Origin of the sequence: Faecalimonas sp. LCP19S3_D12 (assembly GCF_052121495.1) — a bacterium.
In the GTDB taxonomy this organism is placed as follows: Bacteria; Bacillota; Clostridia; order Lachnospirales; family Lachnospiraceae; genus Faecalimonas.
This window is the reverse complement of the sequence record NZ_JBQKED010000003.1, coordinates 36014-54944: the sequence shown is the minus strand read 5'-3', so window position 1 is coordinate 54944 and position 18931 is coordinate 36014. Positions and strand designations below refer to the sequence as shown.

16 protein-coding genes are annotated in these 18931 nt (G+C 42.2%); 1 reads left to right on the top strand and 15 read right to left on the bottom strand.

What is annotated here, in order from left to right:
• Nucleotides 1-34: 34 nt before the first annotated feature.
• The 6 genes from ACTQXY_RS01555 to ACTQXY_RS01530 all read right to left on the bottom strand — a co-directional run bounded on the left by ACTQXY_RS01555 (nucleotide 35) and on the right by ACTQXY_RS01530 (nucleotide 4920).
• Nucleotides 35-280: an HPr family phosphocarrier protein gene (locus ACTQXY_RS01555; protein ID WP_004611252.1), complete on the bottom strand. Its 246-nt coding sequence runs from the start codon at nucleotides 278-280 to the stop codon at nucleotides 35-37.
• A gap of 89 nt (nucleotides 281-369) precedes the next feature.
• Nucleotides 370-1137, bottom strand: coding sequence for a TIGR03915 family putative DNA repair protein (locus tag ACTQXY_RS01550; RefSeq protein ID WP_441657989.1), 768 nt, complete (start codon nucleotides 1135-1137; stop codon nucleotides 370-372).
• Between the two features lie 13 nt (nucleotides 1138-1150).
• Nucleotides 1151-2491, bottom strand: coding sequence for a putative DNA modification/repair radical SAM protein (locus tag ACTQXY_RS01545; RefSeq protein WP_441657988.1), 1341 nt, complete (start codon nucleotides 2489-2491; stop codon nucleotides 1151-1153).
• A gap of 153 nt (nucleotides 2492-2644) precedes the next feature.
• Nucleotides 2645-3484: a P-loop NTPase gene (locus ACTQXY_RS01540; RefSeq protein WP_441657987.1), complete on the bottom strand. Its 840-nt coding sequence runs from the start codon at nucleotides 3482-3484 to the stop codon at nucleotides 2645-2647.
• A gap of 13 nt (nucleotides 3485-3497) precedes the next feature.
• The gene (locus ACTQXY_RS01535) at nucleotides 3498-3875 is read right to left on the bottom strand and encodes a RidA family protein (protein ID WP_004611256.1); all 378 of its coding nucleotides are present in this window, start codon (nucleotides 3873-3875) and stop codon (nucleotides 3498-3500) included.
• 70 nt (nucleotides 3876-3945) lie between these two features.
• Nucleotides 3946-4920: an ornithine cyclodeaminase family protein gene (locus tag ACTQXY_RS01530; RefSeq protein WP_441657986.1), complete on the bottom strand. Its 975-nt coding sequence runs from the start codon at nucleotides 4918-4920 to the stop codon at nucleotides 3946-3948.
• A 196-nt stretch (nucleotides 4921-5116) separates the two neighbouring features.
• Between ACTQXY_RS01530 and ACTQXY_RS01525 the strand changes: the two genes are divergently transcribed.
• Nucleotides 5117-7213, top strand: coding sequence for an alpha-amylase family glycosyl hydrolase (locus tag ACTQXY_RS01525; RefSeq protein ID WP_441657985.1), 2097 nt, complete (start codon nucleotides 5117-5119; stop codon nucleotides 7211-7213).
• Between the two features lie 28 nt (nucleotides 7214-7241).
• On the opposite strand, the gene dnaJ is transcribed toward ACTQXY_RS01525, so the two are convergent.
• The 9 genes from dnaJ to holA all read right to left on the bottom strand — a co-directional run bounded on the left by dnaJ (nucleotide 7242) and on the right by holA (nucleotide 18878).
• Entirely contained in the window at nucleotides 7242-8435 is a 1194-nt protein-coding gene (gene dnaJ / locus ACTQXY_RS01520) for a molecular chaperone DnaJ (RefSeq protein WP_441657984.1), read from the bottom strand.
• A 119-nt stretch (nucleotides 8436-8554) separates the two neighbouring features.
• Nucleotides 8555-10429, bottom strand: a complete 1875-nt coding sequence (dnaK, locus tag ACTQXY_RS01515) for a molecular chaperone DnaK (protein ID WP_441657983.1) — start codon at nucleotides 10427-10429, stop codon at nucleotides 8555-8557.
• A gap of 17 nt (nucleotides 10430-10446) precedes the next feature.
• A complete protein-coding gene (grpE, locus tag ACTQXY_RS01510; protein ID WP_441658033.1) occupies nucleotides 10447-11061 on the bottom strand; it encodes a nucleotide exchange factor GrpE in 615 nt (204 codons plus the stop codon).
• A 44-nt stretch (nucleotides 11062-11105) separates the two neighbouring features.
• Entirely contained in the window at nucleotides 11106-12149 is a 1044-nt protein-coding gene (hrcA, locus tag ACTQXY_RS01505) for a heat-inducible transcriptional repressor HrcA (protein ID WP_441657982.1), read from the bottom strand.
• Nucleotides 12150-12391: 242 nt separating this feature from the next.
• Nucleotides 12392-13732, bottom strand: coding sequence for an MATE family efflux transporter (locus tag ACTQXY_RS01500; RefSeq protein WP_441658032.1), 1341 nt, complete (start codon nucleotides 13730-13732; stop codon nucleotides 12392-12394).
• Complete coding sequence (locus ACTQXY_RS01495; RefSeq protein WP_441657981.1) at nucleotides 13729-14745, bottom strand: alpha-hydroxy-acid oxidizing protein; 1017 nt, start codon at nucleotides 14743-14745, stop codon at nucleotides 13729-13731. Before ACTQXY_RS01495 ends, ACTQXY_RS01500 begins: the two co-directional genes overlap by 4 nt.
• Before the next feature lie 31 nt (nucleotides 14746-14776).
• The gene (hemW, locus tag ACTQXY_RS01490) at nucleotides 14777-15928 is read right to left on the bottom strand and encodes a radical SAM family heme chaperone HemW (RefSeq protein ID WP_441657980.1); all 1152 of its coding nucleotides are present in this window, start codon (nucleotides 15926-15928) and stop codon (nucleotides 14777-14779) included.
• A 77-nt stretch (nucleotides 15929-16005) separates the two neighbouring features.
• Entirely contained in the window at nucleotides 16006-17820 is a 1815-nt protein-coding gene (gene lepA, locus ACTQXY_RS01485; protein WP_441657979.1) for a translation elongation factor 4, read from the bottom strand.
• A gap of 77 nt (nucleotides 17821-17897) precedes the next feature.
• Nucleotides 17898-18878 (bottom strand): DNA polymerase III subunit delta, encoded by a 981-nt coding sequence (gene holA, locus ACTQXY_RS01480; RefSeq protein ID WP_441657978.1) that lies wholly within the window; start codon nucleotides 18876-18878, stop codon nucleotides 17898-17900.
• Between the last annotated feature and the right edge of the window lie 53 nt (nucleotides 18879-18931).

Genomic DNA, 18931 nt, shown 5'->3' with positions numbered 1-18931 from the left:
CGCAAAAGATTCAGAGCTTCCTTCCATCACATATCTATGCTGCAAATTTTCTTAATGTCTTTTCAAAATTATCATTCTGTCCACCATACTGAACAGTCAGAGGCTGAGTCAAATCTAAGCTTAGAACTCCTAGAATAGATTTAGCATCAATTACCACACGGTTATAAAATACATCGATGTCAAAGTCGCACTGCCCAGCTGCTCTTACAAATTCTTTTACGTCTTCGGTAGCAGATAGTCTTATTTGAAACTTCTTGTCCACTGTGATCACTCCTTTCATGGTATTGCTAAACACATTTTTTTATTATACCAATTCAATCGCTTGTCGTCAATCGTCGAATTGTATAATTAGAACTCATTTTTTGTCGATTATCGTACAAATTCAACCATATTTCCACGAAACCGAATCGGTAAATGTTGTCTCTGTCTCTGGTAACTCTCTCTTTCTTCTATTGATATATTTTCAAAGAAGCCCTTCCAAAGTTCGGAGTACGTGTTCTCTGCATAGGATACCCTGTTTATCTTTTCTTTATTCAATTTTTCATTCCAAACAAGAAACCAATTCTGCTGTTTGCGATGTATCAGAAACATCTGGTGGGTCTCATCATAGATCATCCAGTTCTCTAACGGCAAACGATTTGCAAAATGATCTGCGATGCATGTAAGCACTTGATTTTTAGGTGCAATTTTCGAAAAAAGCACTCCACTCTCCAACTCAGAAAAACGGATAAATTCCTGAAAACAGTGCGCTTCATTCTCCACTGTTCTCTTTAGCTCGAACACTTTTCTAACCTGCTCGTGCGACAAATGCTCCATAATCTTCCTTTTATCGTGTATTCGCCTCGCCTCCTGCATCATTCCAAGAACTGCATTCGCCTTCTTTGCATCCTCTGCCAATATTGCATAATAAATATTCCGGTACACCTCCATCCCCAGATTCTTTTTTATCATATTCTCCACTGCAATTGCCTTTTTCTCACTCTCCACACTTTCAGTGTATTCACAAAAAAGTTCCTGGTTCATCATCCCTTTCAGTGCAATCCCAGTCTCTCCAAAAGAGAGTACAATCTTCCACGCATCGTAAATTGCCGAAAAAATTCCTGTAATCGTATCATTGCATACAAAAATCTGCTTCATATCATCTTCTCCATTACCTAAAAACTTTATCCACTCTGTTTTGTTTTGCCCGTTCGCTCCCAAAGCTTACATCATCAAATAACGACAATTGTCTGTAGTTCATCTGTTCTACTGTAAGCGGCAGTTTTTCCCCTACATGAAGTAGATTGCGCAAAATATAATCTTGTTCTATCTTCGTCGGATACATCATCTTTCCATTACAGGTCAGAAAATATAACGCTCTCTTTAACACAACCCCCATCTTCTTTAAATCCGGAAAATCCAATGTTCCCATTCTTCTTGCTTTGACAATTCTTCCAGCAGATTTATACCCGATTCCCGGAACCCGCAAAAGCATATGATAATCAGCTCGATTGACTTCCACCGGAAAACATTCCAGATGTTCCAGTGCCCAATTGCATTTGGGATCTACCAACACATTGAAATTCGGGTTCTTTTCAGACAGCAATTCTTTCGCCTCAAATCCATAATATCGCAGCAACCAGTCAGCCTGATACAAGCGATGTTCCCGCAACAATGGAGGACCGTCTCCTGTTCTTGCCGGAAGATGTTCATCCTCATTCACATGGATAAATGCAGAATAAAACACGCGTTTCAATTCAAACTTTTTATAAAGAGATTCTGCAACATTGATAATCTGAAAATCCGTCTCCGGAGTAGCTCCGATGATCATCTGCGTACTCTGTCCTGCCGGAACAAACCGCGGCGCATTCCGATAGACTGCTACCTCATTCTGATTCTCAGCCATCTTGCTCTGCACAAGACGCATCGGCGCCAATATATTTTTTCTATTCTTATGTGGAGCAAGCTTTTTAAGTCCTTCTGCTGTCGGAAGCTCCAAATTCACGCTCATCCTGTCTGCCAAAAATCCTGTTCTTTGTATCAGTTCCTGATCCGCTCCTGGAATTGCCTTTACATGAATGTATCCCTGAAAATGGAACTCTGTCCTTAACTTATAAAGCGTCTCATAAATCAATTGCATCGTATAATTCGGACTATGCAGAATTCCGGAACTCAAAAACAATCCTTCTATATAATTCCGGCGGTAAAATTCAATTGTCAGAGTACATACTTCATCCGGAGTGAAAGATGCTCTTCTCACATCATTTGAAGAACGGTTAATGCAATATTTACAATCATAAATACATTCATTTGTAAACAAAATCTTCAATAATGAAATACATCTTACATCTGCTGAAAAACTATGACAAATTCCAGCCTTCGCACAGTTCCCTATTCCATTGCCATCGTTCTGTCTGTCAACTCCGCTCGATGTACATGCCACATCGTATTTCGCCGCATCTGATAAAATATTCAGTTTTTCTAAAAGAGACATCTGTTCTGTGATTTTCATCTTTTCGCTCCTCTTCGCACGAATATATGTTCTGTTTTTATACTACCATACAGAACAAACGTTTGCAATAGCGATTTCAAATTTTCTGCAGTTTTAAGATCTTCGCTTGCGAAAAAAAAGACGCACAAGATTCTCTCTCATACGTCTTCTTTGCTACTGCAGTCTTTCCACTGCATCTTTCAAATATTCATTTTTCACTTCATAGAATTTCTCTGCTTCCACCATCTCGGCAAGCTTCGGATCGATTGGCATTTTCCCAAGTACACTCATGCCAAGTTCTTTTGCAATCTCATCAATATGGCTTTCTCCGAATACAGAGATTTTCTTTCCGCAATCCGGACATTCCAAATAACTGTAATTCTCAACAACTCCGATAATCGGAATATTCATCTGTTTTGCCATATAGTAGGTCTTTTTCACAATCATCTGAACAAGATCCTGCGGCGATGTCACGATGACCACTCCATCTACCGGCAAAGACTGGAACACTGTCAATGGCACATCCCCTGTTCCCGGTGGCATATCTACGAATAAGTAATCCAAATCTCCCCAGAGTACTTCATTCCAGAACTGTTTTACAACACCTGCAATGACCGGGCCTCTCCAAATCACCGGTGTGTCCTCACTGTCCAACAAAAGATTGACAGACATAATTCTTGTCTCATCTTTTGCAATACACGGAAACATTCCAACTTCTGTTCCCATCGCGTGCTCATGGATTCCGTACATCTTCGGAATAGATGGACCTGTGATATCTGCATCTAAAATTCCCACCGAATAACCTTGCTCTCTCATAAGTCTTGCAAGCGAGGCTGTAACCATCGATTTTCCAACTCCGCCTTTTCCACTGATCACACCGATTACTTTTTTAACATGTGTGTATTCATTTGCCGGCACTGTCATATCTACTTTCTTGCTCGCACAAGAATCTGAGTGTGCACAGCTAGAACAGCTCTCAGAAGAGCATGCTCCGTTATTTTCCTGTTCTGCCATCTTGATTTCCTTCCTATTCTTCTACAACCGCGATTAGTTCCACTTCACAAAGTACATTTTTTGGTAATGTCTTAACTGCCACACAGCTTCTCGCAGGCTTTGATGTAAAATATTTTGCATACACTTCATTGAATGCTGCAAAGTCGCCCATGTCGCTCAAGAAACATGTTGTCTTTAAAACTTTGTCAAATGAAGTTCCAGCTGCTTCCAACACAGCTGCAAAGTTTTTGCACACCTGCTCTGTCTGTCCTGCAATATCTGTTGCCTCCACAGTGTCTGTCTCAGGATTGATTGGAATCTGCCCCGCTGAATAAAAAATACCGTTATGTACATATCCCTGTGAATATGGTCCCAATGCTTTTGGTGCTTTTTCTGTTGCTACTACTTTCATAATCCTGTCTCCTTTATCTCATCATTTGCAACCGTTCAACTGCTAAAACTCAAATCAGCCGAACTGTTACTTAAAACTCAATCTGCTGCCCGATTCCTTTTTGATTGGCATCGTCCATTAATCTCTGTGCTATACACACATCAAACAGCCCCATACCGACTGACTTGAAATATGTTGTCTTTTGAGTAAGTGCATCTTCATCTATGTCTGAATCGATCAGTTCATGCATATACCGAACTCTGTCTTTTGTCAGAATCCCGTCTGCCAGCGGCTGACTTAAGTCCCCGCTCTCTTCACAGGCATATTCCAGTTCCACATAAACGTCATCCACCAGCTCAAATACAACATCTGGAATCTCGCGCATTGTCGGTGTATAAGAACCGATTGCAATAATGCATTTTCCACTTAACAGCTCTTTATCATTTGGCAGCACTGCTGTCTCAGATGGTGTTGCAGTACAGATAATTTCGCTGCTTCGTACCAGTTCCTCCACCGTATTACATTGTACCACTTTTGTCCCCGGATTATCAATCGCTTTTTCTAAACGTGCCAGATAATCTGTCAAGTCCCGTCCACTGTGATTGAACACATAGACAGTGTGGATCTCTCTCGCCTTGCATGCATACAGCGCCAGATGAAATCCCTGTACGCCTGCGCCTACAATTCCCACCGTGTGGCAATCTTTTCTCGACAAATGCCGGATACCGACTCCGCCGACAGCTCCTGTTCGGTATGCCGTCACTGTCTGTCCATCCAAAATTGCCAGCGGTTTTCCTGTCTTTGGATCATTCATCAACACCAGTCCATCAATTGACGGAAGTCCAAGACTTGCATTTTCCGGAAAAATCGTAAGCATTTTTGTCCCCAAACTGTCTTTGGTATAACACGGCATGTAAATCAGTGTCTTATTATCATGCTCCACTGTCGGTCTTGGCGGCATATAGTAAGCTCCCGATTCAAAGATCTTATATGCCTCCTCGATCTGATCCATCATTCCGTCCAAATCAACTGACTTTTCAATATCTTTCTTATTTAATAGTAACATCTCTATTCTCCTTATTTCTATAATTTGCACCTTGAAATCGTGATACACATCTTCAGTGCCACGCTTTCTTTGCGTTCTATTTTAACACAAACAGCACTCTTGTACTATTTATTTTTATTTTGTTTATTCTCTAAAATTATGCTACAATATAGTCATATTGTTAGACAACTCAATTCCAGACAAAGGAGGACGACTTATGCAAAAATCAATGATACACTCAGACCACATGGTTCCTCTTGATACTTTAGAGGGGTTTCGAATTCGCCCCGGATTCTTTGATATAAATGGAGCAACCGCACTTTCTGACGGCGTATGTTTTACCATCCACTCACAAGGTGCCACTTCTTGCGAACTTCTGCTTTATGAGCCTTATGCAAAAGAACCATTTGCTATTTTAAAATACCCTGACAACTACCGCATCGGAAATGTTTTTTCCATGATTGTATTTGACCTTGATGTGGAAGATTTTCAATATGCTTTTCGTCTTGACGGTCCTTATGATAAGAAAAAGGGTCTTCTATTTGATAAACACAAACCACTTCTGGATCCGTATGCCAAAGCTGTCGTCGGACAAAGTGAATGGGGACAAAAACCGGATGCATTTCTTGGATACCGGGGCAGGGTTGTGAAAAACAATTTTGACTGGGGGATTACCAAACCTTCGATTATCCCCATGGAAGATCTGGTCATTTACGAAATGCATGTACGCGGTTTTACAAAAGATGCTTCTTCCGGTGTTGCGCATCCCGGCACATTTCACGGAATTATGGAGAAAATCCCATATTTGAAAGAACTTGGAATCAATGCAGTCGAGCTAATGCCCATTTTTGAATTTGATGAGATGCGGGATCACCGTGTGATTGATGGAAGGGAACTGCTTGATTACTGGGGCTACAACACCGTCAGCTTTTTTGCACCAAATACAAGCTACGCATCTGACAGAGAATACAATCATGTCGGTACAGAATTAAAGCAACTGATAAAGACACTCAAAGAAAACGGTATTGAAGTCATCCTGGATGTCGTATTCAATCATACTGCCGAGGGCAATGAAGATGGACCGTTTTTCTCCTTCAAGGGGATTGACAATAATGTGTATTACATGCTCACTCCGGATGGAAACTATTATAATTTCAGTGGTTGTGGAAATACCGTCAACTGCAATCATCCGGTTGTCCAACAGATGATTGTGGAATGTCTACGATACTGGGTTACGACATACCGGGTGGATGGTTTTCGTTTTGATCTTGCCTCAATCCTTGGTCGCAATGAAGATGGAACTCCGATGGATAAGCCTCCTCTTTTGCAGACACTAGCTTTTGATCCGATTCTCGGTGATGTGAAATTGATTGCGGAAGCATGGGATGCAGGCGGTCTCTATCAGGTAGGAAATTTTCCTTCCTGGAAGCGTTGGTCGGAATGGAACGGAAAGTACCGGGACGATCTGCGCGACTTTCTAAAAGGAGGGTACTGGAAAGCGCCAGAAGCCGCGCTTCGGATTTCCGGATCCAGTGATTTATACAATCCATTTGAACGTGGAACAAATGCTTCTATCAACTTTATCACCTGTCATGATGGTTTTTCATTATATGATTTGTACTCATACAATCACAAGCACAACGAAGCGAACGGCTGGAACAACACAGACGGTAGTGACGACAACCGGAGCTGGAACTGCGGCGCAGAGGGCGACACAAAAGATGCTTTGATTTTAAAGCTCCGCTACCGTATGATCAAAAACGCGTTCTCTGTATTGATGTGCAGCCGTGGGACTCCAATGTTCTTATCCGGCGATGAATTCTGTGACACCCGGTTTGGCAACAACAATCCCTATTGTCAAGACAATTTGACCTCTTGGCTTGACTGGAAATTAATTGATACTCATCGAGATATCTTTGAATTTTGTAAATATATGATTCATTTTCGCCACAATCACCCGGCGATACGAAAAAGCATCGCACAAAGCCATTGCGGATTTCCACCGATCAGCCAGCACGGTGTCACGCCGTGGGATGATAATTTCACTCAAGATTCCAAAATAGTATGCACCATGTTCGCCGGTCACGATGAAAAACAGGACTCGGAAGACATTGTCTACCTCGCTGTCAATCCCTATTGGGAGTCCATTCTCATCCATTTGCCAAAGCTTCCAAAACCGCTGCAATGGCATCTTGCTGTGGACACCTCCCTGTCAGACACTAGCGGATGCACGTTTGAAAAAGAACAGATGTCCCATGTCGGCAATGATTATCTGATCGGAGCACGTACTGTCGTCGTCCTGACCGCCCACTAAAACAAGGAGGTACTTATGTACCTCCTCACTAATCTTCAAAGGACTCTTTTAATTTATCCATAAATCCTTTTTTCTTTCCTTTTTTCTTATCCGTCTTCTCGAAATCGATATCCTGATTCAATGTGTTTCCAGTCAGTGCATCGAATTTACGAAGCGCTTCTTTCGCTTCCGCACTCAGTTTCTCCGGTGTCTGGATGACAAGTGTCACATAGTGATCTCCTCGAACCTGTTTGTTGCGAAGCGATGGTACACCTTTTCCTTTGAGACGTACTTTTGTGTCTGTCTTTGTTCCTGGTTTTACATTATATAGAACATCTCCATCCACCGTCTTAATACGCACATCTCCACCGAGTGCCGCCTGTGCAAATGAAATCGGTGCTGTCGAGAAAATATGCATATCCTGACGTCCAAAAACAGGATGTCTCGACACCGTTACTTCTACCAGCAGATCGCCTCTTGGACCACCGTTTGTTCCCGGTTCTCCTTTTCCACGGATTCGGATACTTTGTCCATTATCGATACCTGCCGGAATGGATACCTGTATCGTCTTCTTGCTTGCCACATAACCTGTTCCAGCACAATCAGAACATTTCTCTTTGATAATTTTCCCTGTGCCATGACAATCCGGACAAGTCTGTACATTCTGTACGGTTCCAAAGAAGGACTGAGAAGTATATACAACCTGACCTTTTCCACCACATTTTGGGCAAGTCGCCGGAGAAGTTCCGGGTTTTGCACCTGTTCCGTTACATGTTGTACATGGGTCCTTGATGACCACTTCCAATTCTTTTTCACATCCGAATACAGCTTCTTCAAATGTAATCCTTACACCTTTTCGGATATTTGCCCCCTGCATCGGTCCATTGCCAGCACGACCTCCACGGCGACCTCCTCCAAACAAATCTCCGAAAATATCTCCGAAAATGTCTCCAAAATCCGCACCGTTGAAATCGAAACCGCCGAAGCCGCCACCAGCTCCGCCTGCCCCGCCTTCAAATGCTGCATGACCAAACTGATCATATTGACGACGTTTTTCGGCATCACTAAGTACGGCATACGCTTCTGATGCCTCTTTGAATTTCTTTTCTGCTTCCTTATCTCCCGGGTTCATATCCGGATGGTATTTTTTGGCCAATGCCCGATACGCTTTTTTCAATGCTGCATCATCTGCATTCCTGTCAACGCCAAGCACTTCATAATAATCTCTCTTCGTTTCAGCCATAACTTTTTAACCTTTCTATTTTTTCATAAGGAAGTTCTGCGAAACCTGATTTTACTCAAATTCCGCAGAACCCTATTCATCTCGCTAAGCTCGCTCGAACAGTCTTCGCACTAAGCGCTCTAGACTTCTTTGTAATCGCCGTCTACAACATCGTCTCCGTTAAATCCTTCCGGTGCCGGACCTGCTTCTGGTGTTGGTCCTCCTTGAGCTCCTGCTGCACCTGCTGCGGCTCCAGCCTGTTCATACATCTTTGTAAATAACTGCTGTGCACTTGCCATCAGTTTTTCTTTACCAGCTTTAATCTCCTCTACCTGAGCATCTGTCATCTCTTCTGGATTTGATTTTGCCAAAGTATCTTTCAATGCCTGAATATCCGCTTCTACAGTTGCCTTTTCTGTTGCATCAATTTTATCTCCAACTTCTGAAAGTGCTTTCTCTGTCTGGAAGATCATTGCATCTGCATCGTTTCTTGCGTCGATTGCTTCTTTACGTTTTTTATCCTGTGCTTCAAACTCAGCAGCTTCTTTTACAGCTCTGTCGATATCTGAATCTGACATGTTGGATCCTGCTGTGATTGTAATGTGCTGCTCTTTTCCTGTTCCCAAATCTTTTGCAGATACATTTACAATACCGTTTGCATCGATATCAAATGTAACTTCAATCTGAGGAATTCCGCGTGGAGCCGGAGCAATACCGTCAAGTCTGAACTGGCCGAGAGATTTGTTATCTCTTGCAAACTGTCTTTCACCTTGTACGACATTGATATCTACTGCTGACTGATTGTCTGCTGCTGTAGAGAAAATCTGACTCTTCTTTGTAGGAATTGTTGTATTTCTCTCAATCAATCTTGTAGCAATACCACCCATTGTCTCAATAGATAATGAAAGTGGAGTTACATCAAGTAAAAGAATGTCGCCTGCACCTGCATCTCCTGCTAATTTTCCCCCCTGAACAGAAGCTCCTAAAGCAACGCATTCATCTGGGTTTAAGGATTTGCTTGGCTCTTTTCCTGTAAGCTGTTTTACTTTATCCTGTACTGCCGGAATACGTGTAGAACCACCGACTAACAATACCTGACCTAATTCAGAAGCTGTAAGACCTGCATCTGACAATGCTCTTGTAACAGGTTCTGCTGTTCTCTCTACCAAGTCATGTGTCAATTCATCAAATTTTGCTCTTGTAAGGTTCATATCAAAATGTTTTGGACCTTCTGCTGTCGCTGTGATAAATGGCAGGTTGATATTTGTTGTAGTTGCAGATGAAAGTTCTTTTTTCGCTTTTTCTGCTGCTTCTTTTAATCTCTGAAGCGCCATCTTATCTGTAGAGAGATCCACACCTTCCATGCGTTTGAACTCTGCTAACATGTAATCTGTGATCTTCTGGTCAAAGTCATCTCCACCAAGTCTGTTGTCTCCGGCTGTAGATAATACTTCGATAACACCGTCACCAATCTCAATGATAGATACGTCGAATGTACCACCACCAAGGTCATATACCATAATCTTCTGTTCTTTTTCGTTGTCAAGACCATATGCAAGTGCTGCTGCTGTTGGTTCGTTGATGATACGTTTTACATCAAGACCTGCAATTTTACCAGCATCTTTTGTTGCCTGACGCTGAGCATCATTAAAGTAAGCCGGTACTGTGATAACTGCTTCTGATACTTTTTCTCCAAGATACCCTTCTGCATCTGCTTTCAGTTTCTGAAGAATCATTGCTGAAATTTCCTGTGGAGAGTATTTTTTATCATCGATAGATACTTTGTGATCTGTACCCATCTCTCTTTTAATAGAAGAGATTGTCTTGTCAGCGTTTGTAACTGCCTGACGTTTTGCAGGTTCCCCTACGAGACGTTCTCCTGTCTTTGTAAATGCTACTACCGATGGTGTTGTTCTTGCACCTTCTGTGTTGGCGATAACAGTTGGCTGTCCACCTTCCATAACTGCTACACAGCTGTTTGTTGTTCCTAAGTCAATACCAATAATTTTTCCCATGATTTTGTCCTCCTAAATTAGTTTGCTACTTTTACCATACTGTGTCTTACGACACTGTCTCTATAGGTGTATCCTTTTTGGAATTCTTCTACGATGATATTCTCACCTGCTTCCTCGTCTTCCACATGCATCACTGCATTGTGTAGATCCGGATTGAATTCCTGTCCTACTGCCTCAATTACTTTTACCCCGACTCCGTCGAGCGTTGTCATGATCTGTTTATAGATCATCTCCATACCTGTCACAAAAGAATCATCCTTTTGTTCTTCTGTCACTGCGCTAAGACCTCTTTCAAAATTGTCAATCACCGGCAATATCTTTTCGATAATATCCTTTGCTCCCACTTCATACATCGCTGATTTTTCTTTCTCTGTACGCTTGCGGAAATTATCAAATTCTGCCATCTGTCTTGTCAGTCTATCAGTAAGTTCTTCAATCTGCTCATCCTTTTTATCTTTTTTCGGTTTGCGTTTGAATAACTTCTTGTCTTTCTTTTCTGCCCCGTCTTCCCCTGCTTCTGAATCTTTCTCTTCCGCAAGTTCTTCGTCAGTTACCTCTTCTGCTGTCTCTTCCATCTCTGTCTGCTGCTCTTTAGCCGCTTTTTTTGCTTCCTCCACGGCTTCTTTTACCATCTCTTCTTTGCTAAATTCTTTTTCCAATGGATCGTTCCACCTTTCTAATGTTCTTTATGGAATATTGCATCCAACTCTACCATCAGAGTCTTCAACGTTGTCATTACATTTTCATAATCCATTCTCTTTGGTCCGATAATTCCTATCGTTCCCTGCATTCCCTCTCCCAATTCATACGTTGCTGTCACGACACTGCAATCCTTCATTGTCTGTACCGGTGTCTCATTGCCGATATAAACTTGAATTCCTTTGTTCTCCTGACTGGAAAGTGTCTGTGTCACAAGCTCTGCGAGCTGTTGCTTTTCCTCGAAGGCACTGATAATCTCCTGTGCACTTTGATTATCGCTCAGTTCCGGATATTTAAAAATATTCGTTGCACCGCTTGTATAGATTTCCAAATCGTTGTCAAGCTGAATGGTATTTGCCACCGCATCAAGAACATCGCTGATCACTTCACTGTGAATTCCGGCCTGCTCTTTTAATCTGGCAATCATCCCTAAGTTGATCTCCTCAATCTCCATTCCATTAAGGTTCGTATTCAGAAGCATGTTAAGCTTTAATAGAGTCTCATTGCTCAGTGGTTCTGAAACAGTCACAATCTTATTCTTAATGATGTTCCCCTCCATGACAATGACCGCAATAATCTGCTTCTCATCAACCTGAGATAACTGAATGAATTTTAATTTGTTCCTGTTATATGTCGGAGCAGAAATCATCGTTGCGTAATTCGTGTTCGTTGCCAGAACCTTCGCTGCCTGCTTTAAAAGCTGATCCATCTTGTCTGCCTTCACAAGCATCTGTTCCTTCATCTCTGTAACTTCCTGCTCTTTTTCTTCCATCAGCATATCTACATATAACCGATATCCTTTGTCTGACGGAATACGACCTGCCGATGTATGAGGCTGCATGATATATCCCAACTCTTCCAAATCTGCCATCTCATTACGAATGGTCGCTGAACTTAAATTCAGATCTGTATATTTAGAAATTGTTCTGGAACCAACCGGATCACCTGTCTCCAAATATGTCTTGATGATCGTCTGTAAAATCTTCATCTTACGATCATCTAATTCATGATTCGATTTCATGTTCACCCTCCTTCTCGGTTTTTTCTATTAGCACTCTATTCTTTCGAGTGCTAACACCTTACGATTATTAAGATAACACTCTGATTTTCGTTTGTCAACCTAGTTTATATATTTTTTACATTTTTTTGTATATGGCTGAACTGTTACATTTTTAGACAGAAAAATACTCCCTTTCAGACATACCAGATACCAAAAATCACTTTAAAATTATATCGTTTTTTCATAAAATTTTTCTTTCTATACTATTCTTCTTTTCTCGGAATCCATTTCCCTTTCCACGCATACAGTGCCATCAAAGCCGCCCCGATTGCCCACGAAATCGGATATGCAATGTAAACTCCACGGATACTGTCAAAGTGCGGAACTACAAGCTGTACCCACAACACCCTGTAAATGCAGAGCGAGAATAAAATGATTGCCATCGGCGGAATTGTTTTTCCGGTTCCACGAATGGTTCCCGCCATCTCATGCATGATGCTCAGCAGTGAATAGAACGGACAGAAATACCACATTGCCAATGTCCCAAAATAAATTACATCCGCATCTTTTGTAAATATGCCAATGATCTGGTGCGAGAAACTAAGCAGCAGCACTCCTGTCACGATTGTATAAACAATCCCCATGCAAAGGGTCACCCACATTCCTTTCTTTACACGGTCAATCTTGCCAGCACCGATATTTTGTCCAGTAAATGTAGTTGCAGCCATACTAAAGCTCATCACCGGAAGAATATTAAATCCGTCTACTTTTATATAAGCCGCAAATCCAGCCATTGCTTTCGCTCCAAATCCATTCACGCTAGACTGAATCAGCACATTTGAGAATGAAATGACCATGTTCTGAATTCCGGTCGGCAAACCGATTTTGATGATACGGTTTGCCATCGGGACATCCCACCTTATCTTTTTCAGTTCCGCACGATATGGCTCATCTACACGCGTCAAAAAACGTAGGATGAAAATACTTGACAACACCTGACTGATATCTGTTGCAATGGCAACACCTGCCACACCCATATGCAGTCCCATGACAAACACAAGATCCAATACGATATTGGAAACAGATGCGATTGCCAGATAAATCAAGGAACGTTTGGAATTGCCCACTGCATTTAAAATTCCAGCTGCCATATTGTAAATCACATTGAACACAAGTCCTCCGAAAAAGATCCTCAGATACAGAACAGAATTCGGCATAACCTCCTTCGGAGTTCCCATCCACTGCAAAAGCAGCGGACTTGCCACTATTCCTACAATAGACAGGATTGCTCCTGTCACCACTGCAATCGCCAATGTTGTATGCACTGCATCCTGCACTCTCTTTTTGTCGTTCGCACCATAATACTGGGCAATGACTACTCCGGCCCCCGCAGACGCTCCCATGCAGAACGATATCAAAAGATTGATCAGCGAGCCACTGGAGCCGACTGCCGCCAACGCCTCACTTCCCACGAAATTTCCTACAATAATGGAATCTGCCGTATTGTAAAGCTGCTGAAGCAGATTTCCCAAAATCAGAGGAATGGAAAAGAACAGAATCTGTTTCCAAATATTTCCCTCCGTCATTAATGTTGTCTTTTTCATCGCCATATCATATCCTTTGTAATTTCTTTTAAACTATTTGCTCCACACATTGCCATCGTATCGGCAAGCTCTGAACCGATTCTTTCTATATATAGTTGCACTCCGTCTGTGCCTCCTCCGTACGCAGCCGTTACAAATGGACGACAGATGATCACACCGTCTGCACCAAGTGCCAATGCTTTAAACACATCCACACCGGAGCGGATTCCTCCATCCACGAAAATCTTCATTTTCCCCTTTACTGCTTTTGCAATCTCTTCCAGAACTTCTGCGGTAGCCGGACATTGATCCAGCACACGCCCTCCATGATTCGACACGACAATCGCATCTGCTCCTGCTGCCTCTGCTTTCAGTGCTCCCCTCACAGTCATGATCCCTTTCACAATAAACGGGGCGCGGGTTGATGCCGCAATTTTATGTAACTCTTCCACGGATTTTCTTCCTGCCGGCGGAGTCATATTTTTCAAAAATGGAAGTCCTGCCGCATCCACGTCCATTGCAACAGCAAATGCCCCGGAATCTTCTACTAATCTCATTTTTTCTTTAACCGTTTCCAAATTCCAAGGTTTTACAGTCGGAATTCCAACACCTGTGGCTTTTTTGATTGCCTCTGTCGCACATTTCATCACATCTGCATTGACTCCATCACCTGTCATAGCAGCAATCCCCGCCTTAGCACAAGCCGAAACCAGCACCTCATTGTAAGATGCATCATTATATTTTTCTCCATAGTGTAGATTTACCGCTCCGACCGGCCCCGCAAAAAACGGATATCTGAATGATTTTCCAAAAATATTGAGACTTGTATCTACCTTCTTATTTGCGCAGAGTGTATCCATATTAATACGGATATCCTTCCATTTTTCATAATTGCGAATTGCCGTATCTCCCACACCTTTCGCTCCCGGTCCCGGCATCTGGTTCCCACATGCTTTTCCGTTACATACCGAACATGCCTTACAATATTTTCCCATCTCTGGTCTTGCGTTTTCTAATAATTCTTCGTATGTCATTTTTGCTTCCTCCCTCATGTAATCAACATTTTTATTGATATAGTATTTCTGCAAACACATAGTTACTCACATCGATTCCTTTTTTTGTCAGACTCAAACAGCCTTCCCGTTGCTTTAACAAACCTTTTTCCATGACTTTCCTGATATTTTCTCCGTAGCAGTCCCAGATTGTTTTTTGGAAACAATTCCAAAAAGCCTGTTCTGAAATGCCATTCATCTTCCGAAGTCCTAAAAAAATAAATTCTTCCATCTGCTCTTCCTCCGTCAGATGCTCTGTGTTTTTTCTGATCTTCTCTGGCTGTCCTGCGCACTCTGTATATTCTCTTAGATTCTCAGTATTACTATAGCGTCTGTTATCTAATAAAGACGACGCTCCAAGTCCGAGTCCTAGATAATTTTTCCGTTCCCAGTATCCCAAATTATGCCGACATTCCATTCCCTCTTTTGCATAATTGGAAATCTCATAACGATGATATCCGTTTTGGTCTAATATTTCTTCGGTCTTTTCATACATGAGACGCTCCTCCTCCTCACTTGGAAGATCTCGCTCCAGTGGACTGCCTTCTCCATACAGTTTTGCGAATGACGTGCCCTCTTCAATAATCAAACTATACGCCGAAATATGCTCCGGCTTGAGGCGTATAATTCGCTTTAGTGTCTCTTCCCAGCTTCTTACTGTCTGCTTTGGAATTGCCGAAATCAAATCTATGTTAATATTCGTGAATCCTGTCTTTCTTGCCATCTCATAGCTTTCCAAAAATTGCTCATATGTATGGATTCTTCCAAGCAGCTTCAATTCTCCATTGTCTGCCGACTGTAAACCAAAACTGATACGATTGATACCAAGTTTTCGATAGGCAGACAGCTTCTCTGGTGTCACTGTTCCAGGATTTGCCTCCACTGTAATCTCTGCATCTTCTGCAATCTCAAACACCTCATGTAATGCCTCAAAAATTCGCTCCATTTGATTTCCTTCTAAAACAGACGGCGTACCTCCGCCAAGAAAAATAGTCACTACTGTGTCATTTAGGGACAGGGCTTGGTAAGCTTTGATCTCACTTATCAGTGCCTCCACATAATTTTCTATTGTTTCCCCATTTTCCGGACTTGAAAGGAAATCACAGTAGGCGCATTTCCTTACACAAAACGGAATATGAAGATATAATTCCAGTTCGTTTTTCATTATCCACCTCCAAAAAGGGACAGGGCTACATTTAATTGGGGACGTAGTAAAATTCAATTTTACTACGTCCCCAATTACTATTTATCGTCTAGTTTCAACACGCTCATGAATGCTTTCTGCGGAATCTCTACGTTTCCAACCTGACGCATTCTCTTCTTCCCTTCTTTTTGCTTTTCCAAAAGCTTTCTCTTACGGGAAATATCACCACCGTAGCATTTTGCCAGCACGTCTTTACGCATCGCCTTCACTGTCTCCCGCGCGATGACTTTGCTTCCGATTGCCGCCTGAATCGGAATCTCAAACAGCTGTCTTGGAATCTCTTCTTTTAATTTTTCACACATCTTACGTCCACGTTCGTATGCAGTCCCACTATGGACAATAAAAGATAATGCATCGACTTCTTCTTTATTAATAAGAATATCCAATTTCACAAGTTCTGACCGTTCATATCCTGCCATCTCATAGTCAAATGACGCATATCCTCTGGAACGCGATTTTAACGCATCGAAGAAATCATAAATAATCTCATTCAAAGGAAGAATATAGCGAAGCACTGCTCTTGTCTCTTCGATATACTCCATTCCCTGATAAATTCCTCGACGTTCCTGGCAAAGATCCATGATCGCTCCGATAAATTCAGACGTAACCATAATCTCAGCTTTCACAACCGGTTCTTCCATATAATCGATTTCAGCCGGATCCGGAAGATTCGACGGATTTGTCAGTTCAATCACTTCTCCATTTGTCTTATAAACTTTGTAAATAACGCCCGGCGCGGTTGTCACAAGATCCAGATTGTACTCTCTCTCCAAACGCTCCTGAATAATTTCCAAATGCAACAACCCTAAAAAACCACATCGGAAACCAAATCCAAGTGCAATCGATGTCTCCGGCTCAAACTGAAGTGCGGCGTCATTGAGCTGCAGTTTTTCCAGCGCATCTCTCAGATCCTGATATTTTGCTCCATCTGCCGGATAGAGTCCGCAATATACCATCGGCTGCACCTTTTTATATCCCGGAAGTGGTTCTTTGCAAGGTCTGTTCGCATCTGTCACGGTATCACCAACACGAGTATCTTTCACATTTTTCAAACTGGCGGTAATATATCCAACCATTCCCGCACTTAATTCCTCGCAAGGAATGAACTGTCCCGCTCCAAAATATCCAACTTCCACGACTTCTGCCTTCGCCCCTGTCGCCATCATCTGAATCGATGTCCCTTTTTTCACCGTTCCTTCTTTGATACGGCAAAACACAATCACTCCCTTATAGGAATCATACAGAGAATCAAAAATCAACGCCTGAAGCGGAGCCTTCGGATCTCCCGTCGGCGCCGGAATCTTTGCCACAATCTGCTCTAGTACATCTTCGATATTCAATCCTGTTTTTGCAGAAATACGCGGTGCATCTTCCGCCTCGATTCCGATGACATCCTCAATCTCTTCTATCACCCGTTCCGGATCCGCACTTGGAAGGTCGATCTTATTAATCACCGGCACAACATCCAAATCATGATCCAATGCCAGATATACATTTGCCAATGTCTGCGCCTCTACTCCCTGTGCCGCATCCACGACAAGAATCGCCCCATCACACGCCGCAAGGCTTCGGGAAACTTCGTAATTGAAATCCACATGCCCCGGAGTATCAATTAAATTAAATATATATTCTTCACTATCTTTTGCCTTATATACAATACGAACCGTCTGTGCTTTGATCGTAATTCCACGCTCACGTTCCAATTCCATGTTATCAAGCACCTGAGACTGCATCTCACGGCTTGTCAATAATCCGGTCTTCTCAATGATCCGGTCTGCCAATGTTGACTTTCCATGGTCAATATGCGCAATAATACAAAAATTTCGTATTTTACTCTGATCTATTCCTGCCACTGTTATTCCTCCAACTATTACTTTCTCACAGTTTTTTATTATAACGTAATTTCAAACGGGATTCCACTATAAAAACATTATTTTGCGGAATACTTCATTATAAACAGCTCTACCCCAAGCATATCACTCAGCCGCCCCGTCTTGACAGCCTCTTCCATATCCACGCTGTCTTCAATAATTTCACGAAGTGCCTTGCTTGAAAATGCCCTTGCCTGCTCCTGATATTTTCCCACTACAAATGGATGCAGTCCCACTTTTGATGCAATCTCTTTTCGTGGATATCCTCTTTTGTCCATGTCCTTAACTTCCAAAAGCAGTCGAAACTGTCTGGTCAACAAGAACAAAATCCGCATCGGCGGCTCTTTCAGCGCTACTAGATCATAATAATAATCAAGCGCCTTTCTCTGCTGCTTTTCTGCAACTGCATTGACCATATCAAAGATCTGATTTGTAATCTGTGTCGTACAGATCTCTTCCACATCCTGTGCGGTAATCTCCGACTTGTCTAGTGTATAGCAGAATAATTTTTCCAGTTCCTTTTGGATATTCTCCATATCAGTTCCAACCTTTGTCAAAAAGAACCGAATTACCTGCTCCGTAATCTGCTTATTCTCGCGCCTCACACTCCCCGCAATCCACCGAAGAAGTGTCGCCTCATCCTGCCGTCCGAGTTCCACGATCCTTCCTTTGTCTTTTACCGCCTTATAAAGCTTTCCTCGCTTATCAATCTCACTCTCGACAAAAATCATAGAAGTGGTCTCCGGAAGTTCCTTGATATAATCCGAAAGTTCCGGAGACGCATTCTTAAAAAATCCGCTGTTTTCCAAAATAATCAATCTGCGCTCTGCAAAAAACGGCAGCGTCTCAGCAAGATCAATGACTTCTTTCGCGTTAATTCCTTTTCCTTCATAGTATGCGTAATTCATCGTATCATCCGGTGGAACAATCGCATAGTGCAGCTTGTCTTTATACTGTTTTTTTAAATATGCCTCTTCGCCATACAAAAGATATATCTGTTTCAATTGTCCGGTTTTCAAATCTTCATTCAGACTTTTCATATTCACTACACTCCATCTACTTTATCTTCTCTTAGTCTAAATGCAAGCTTCTG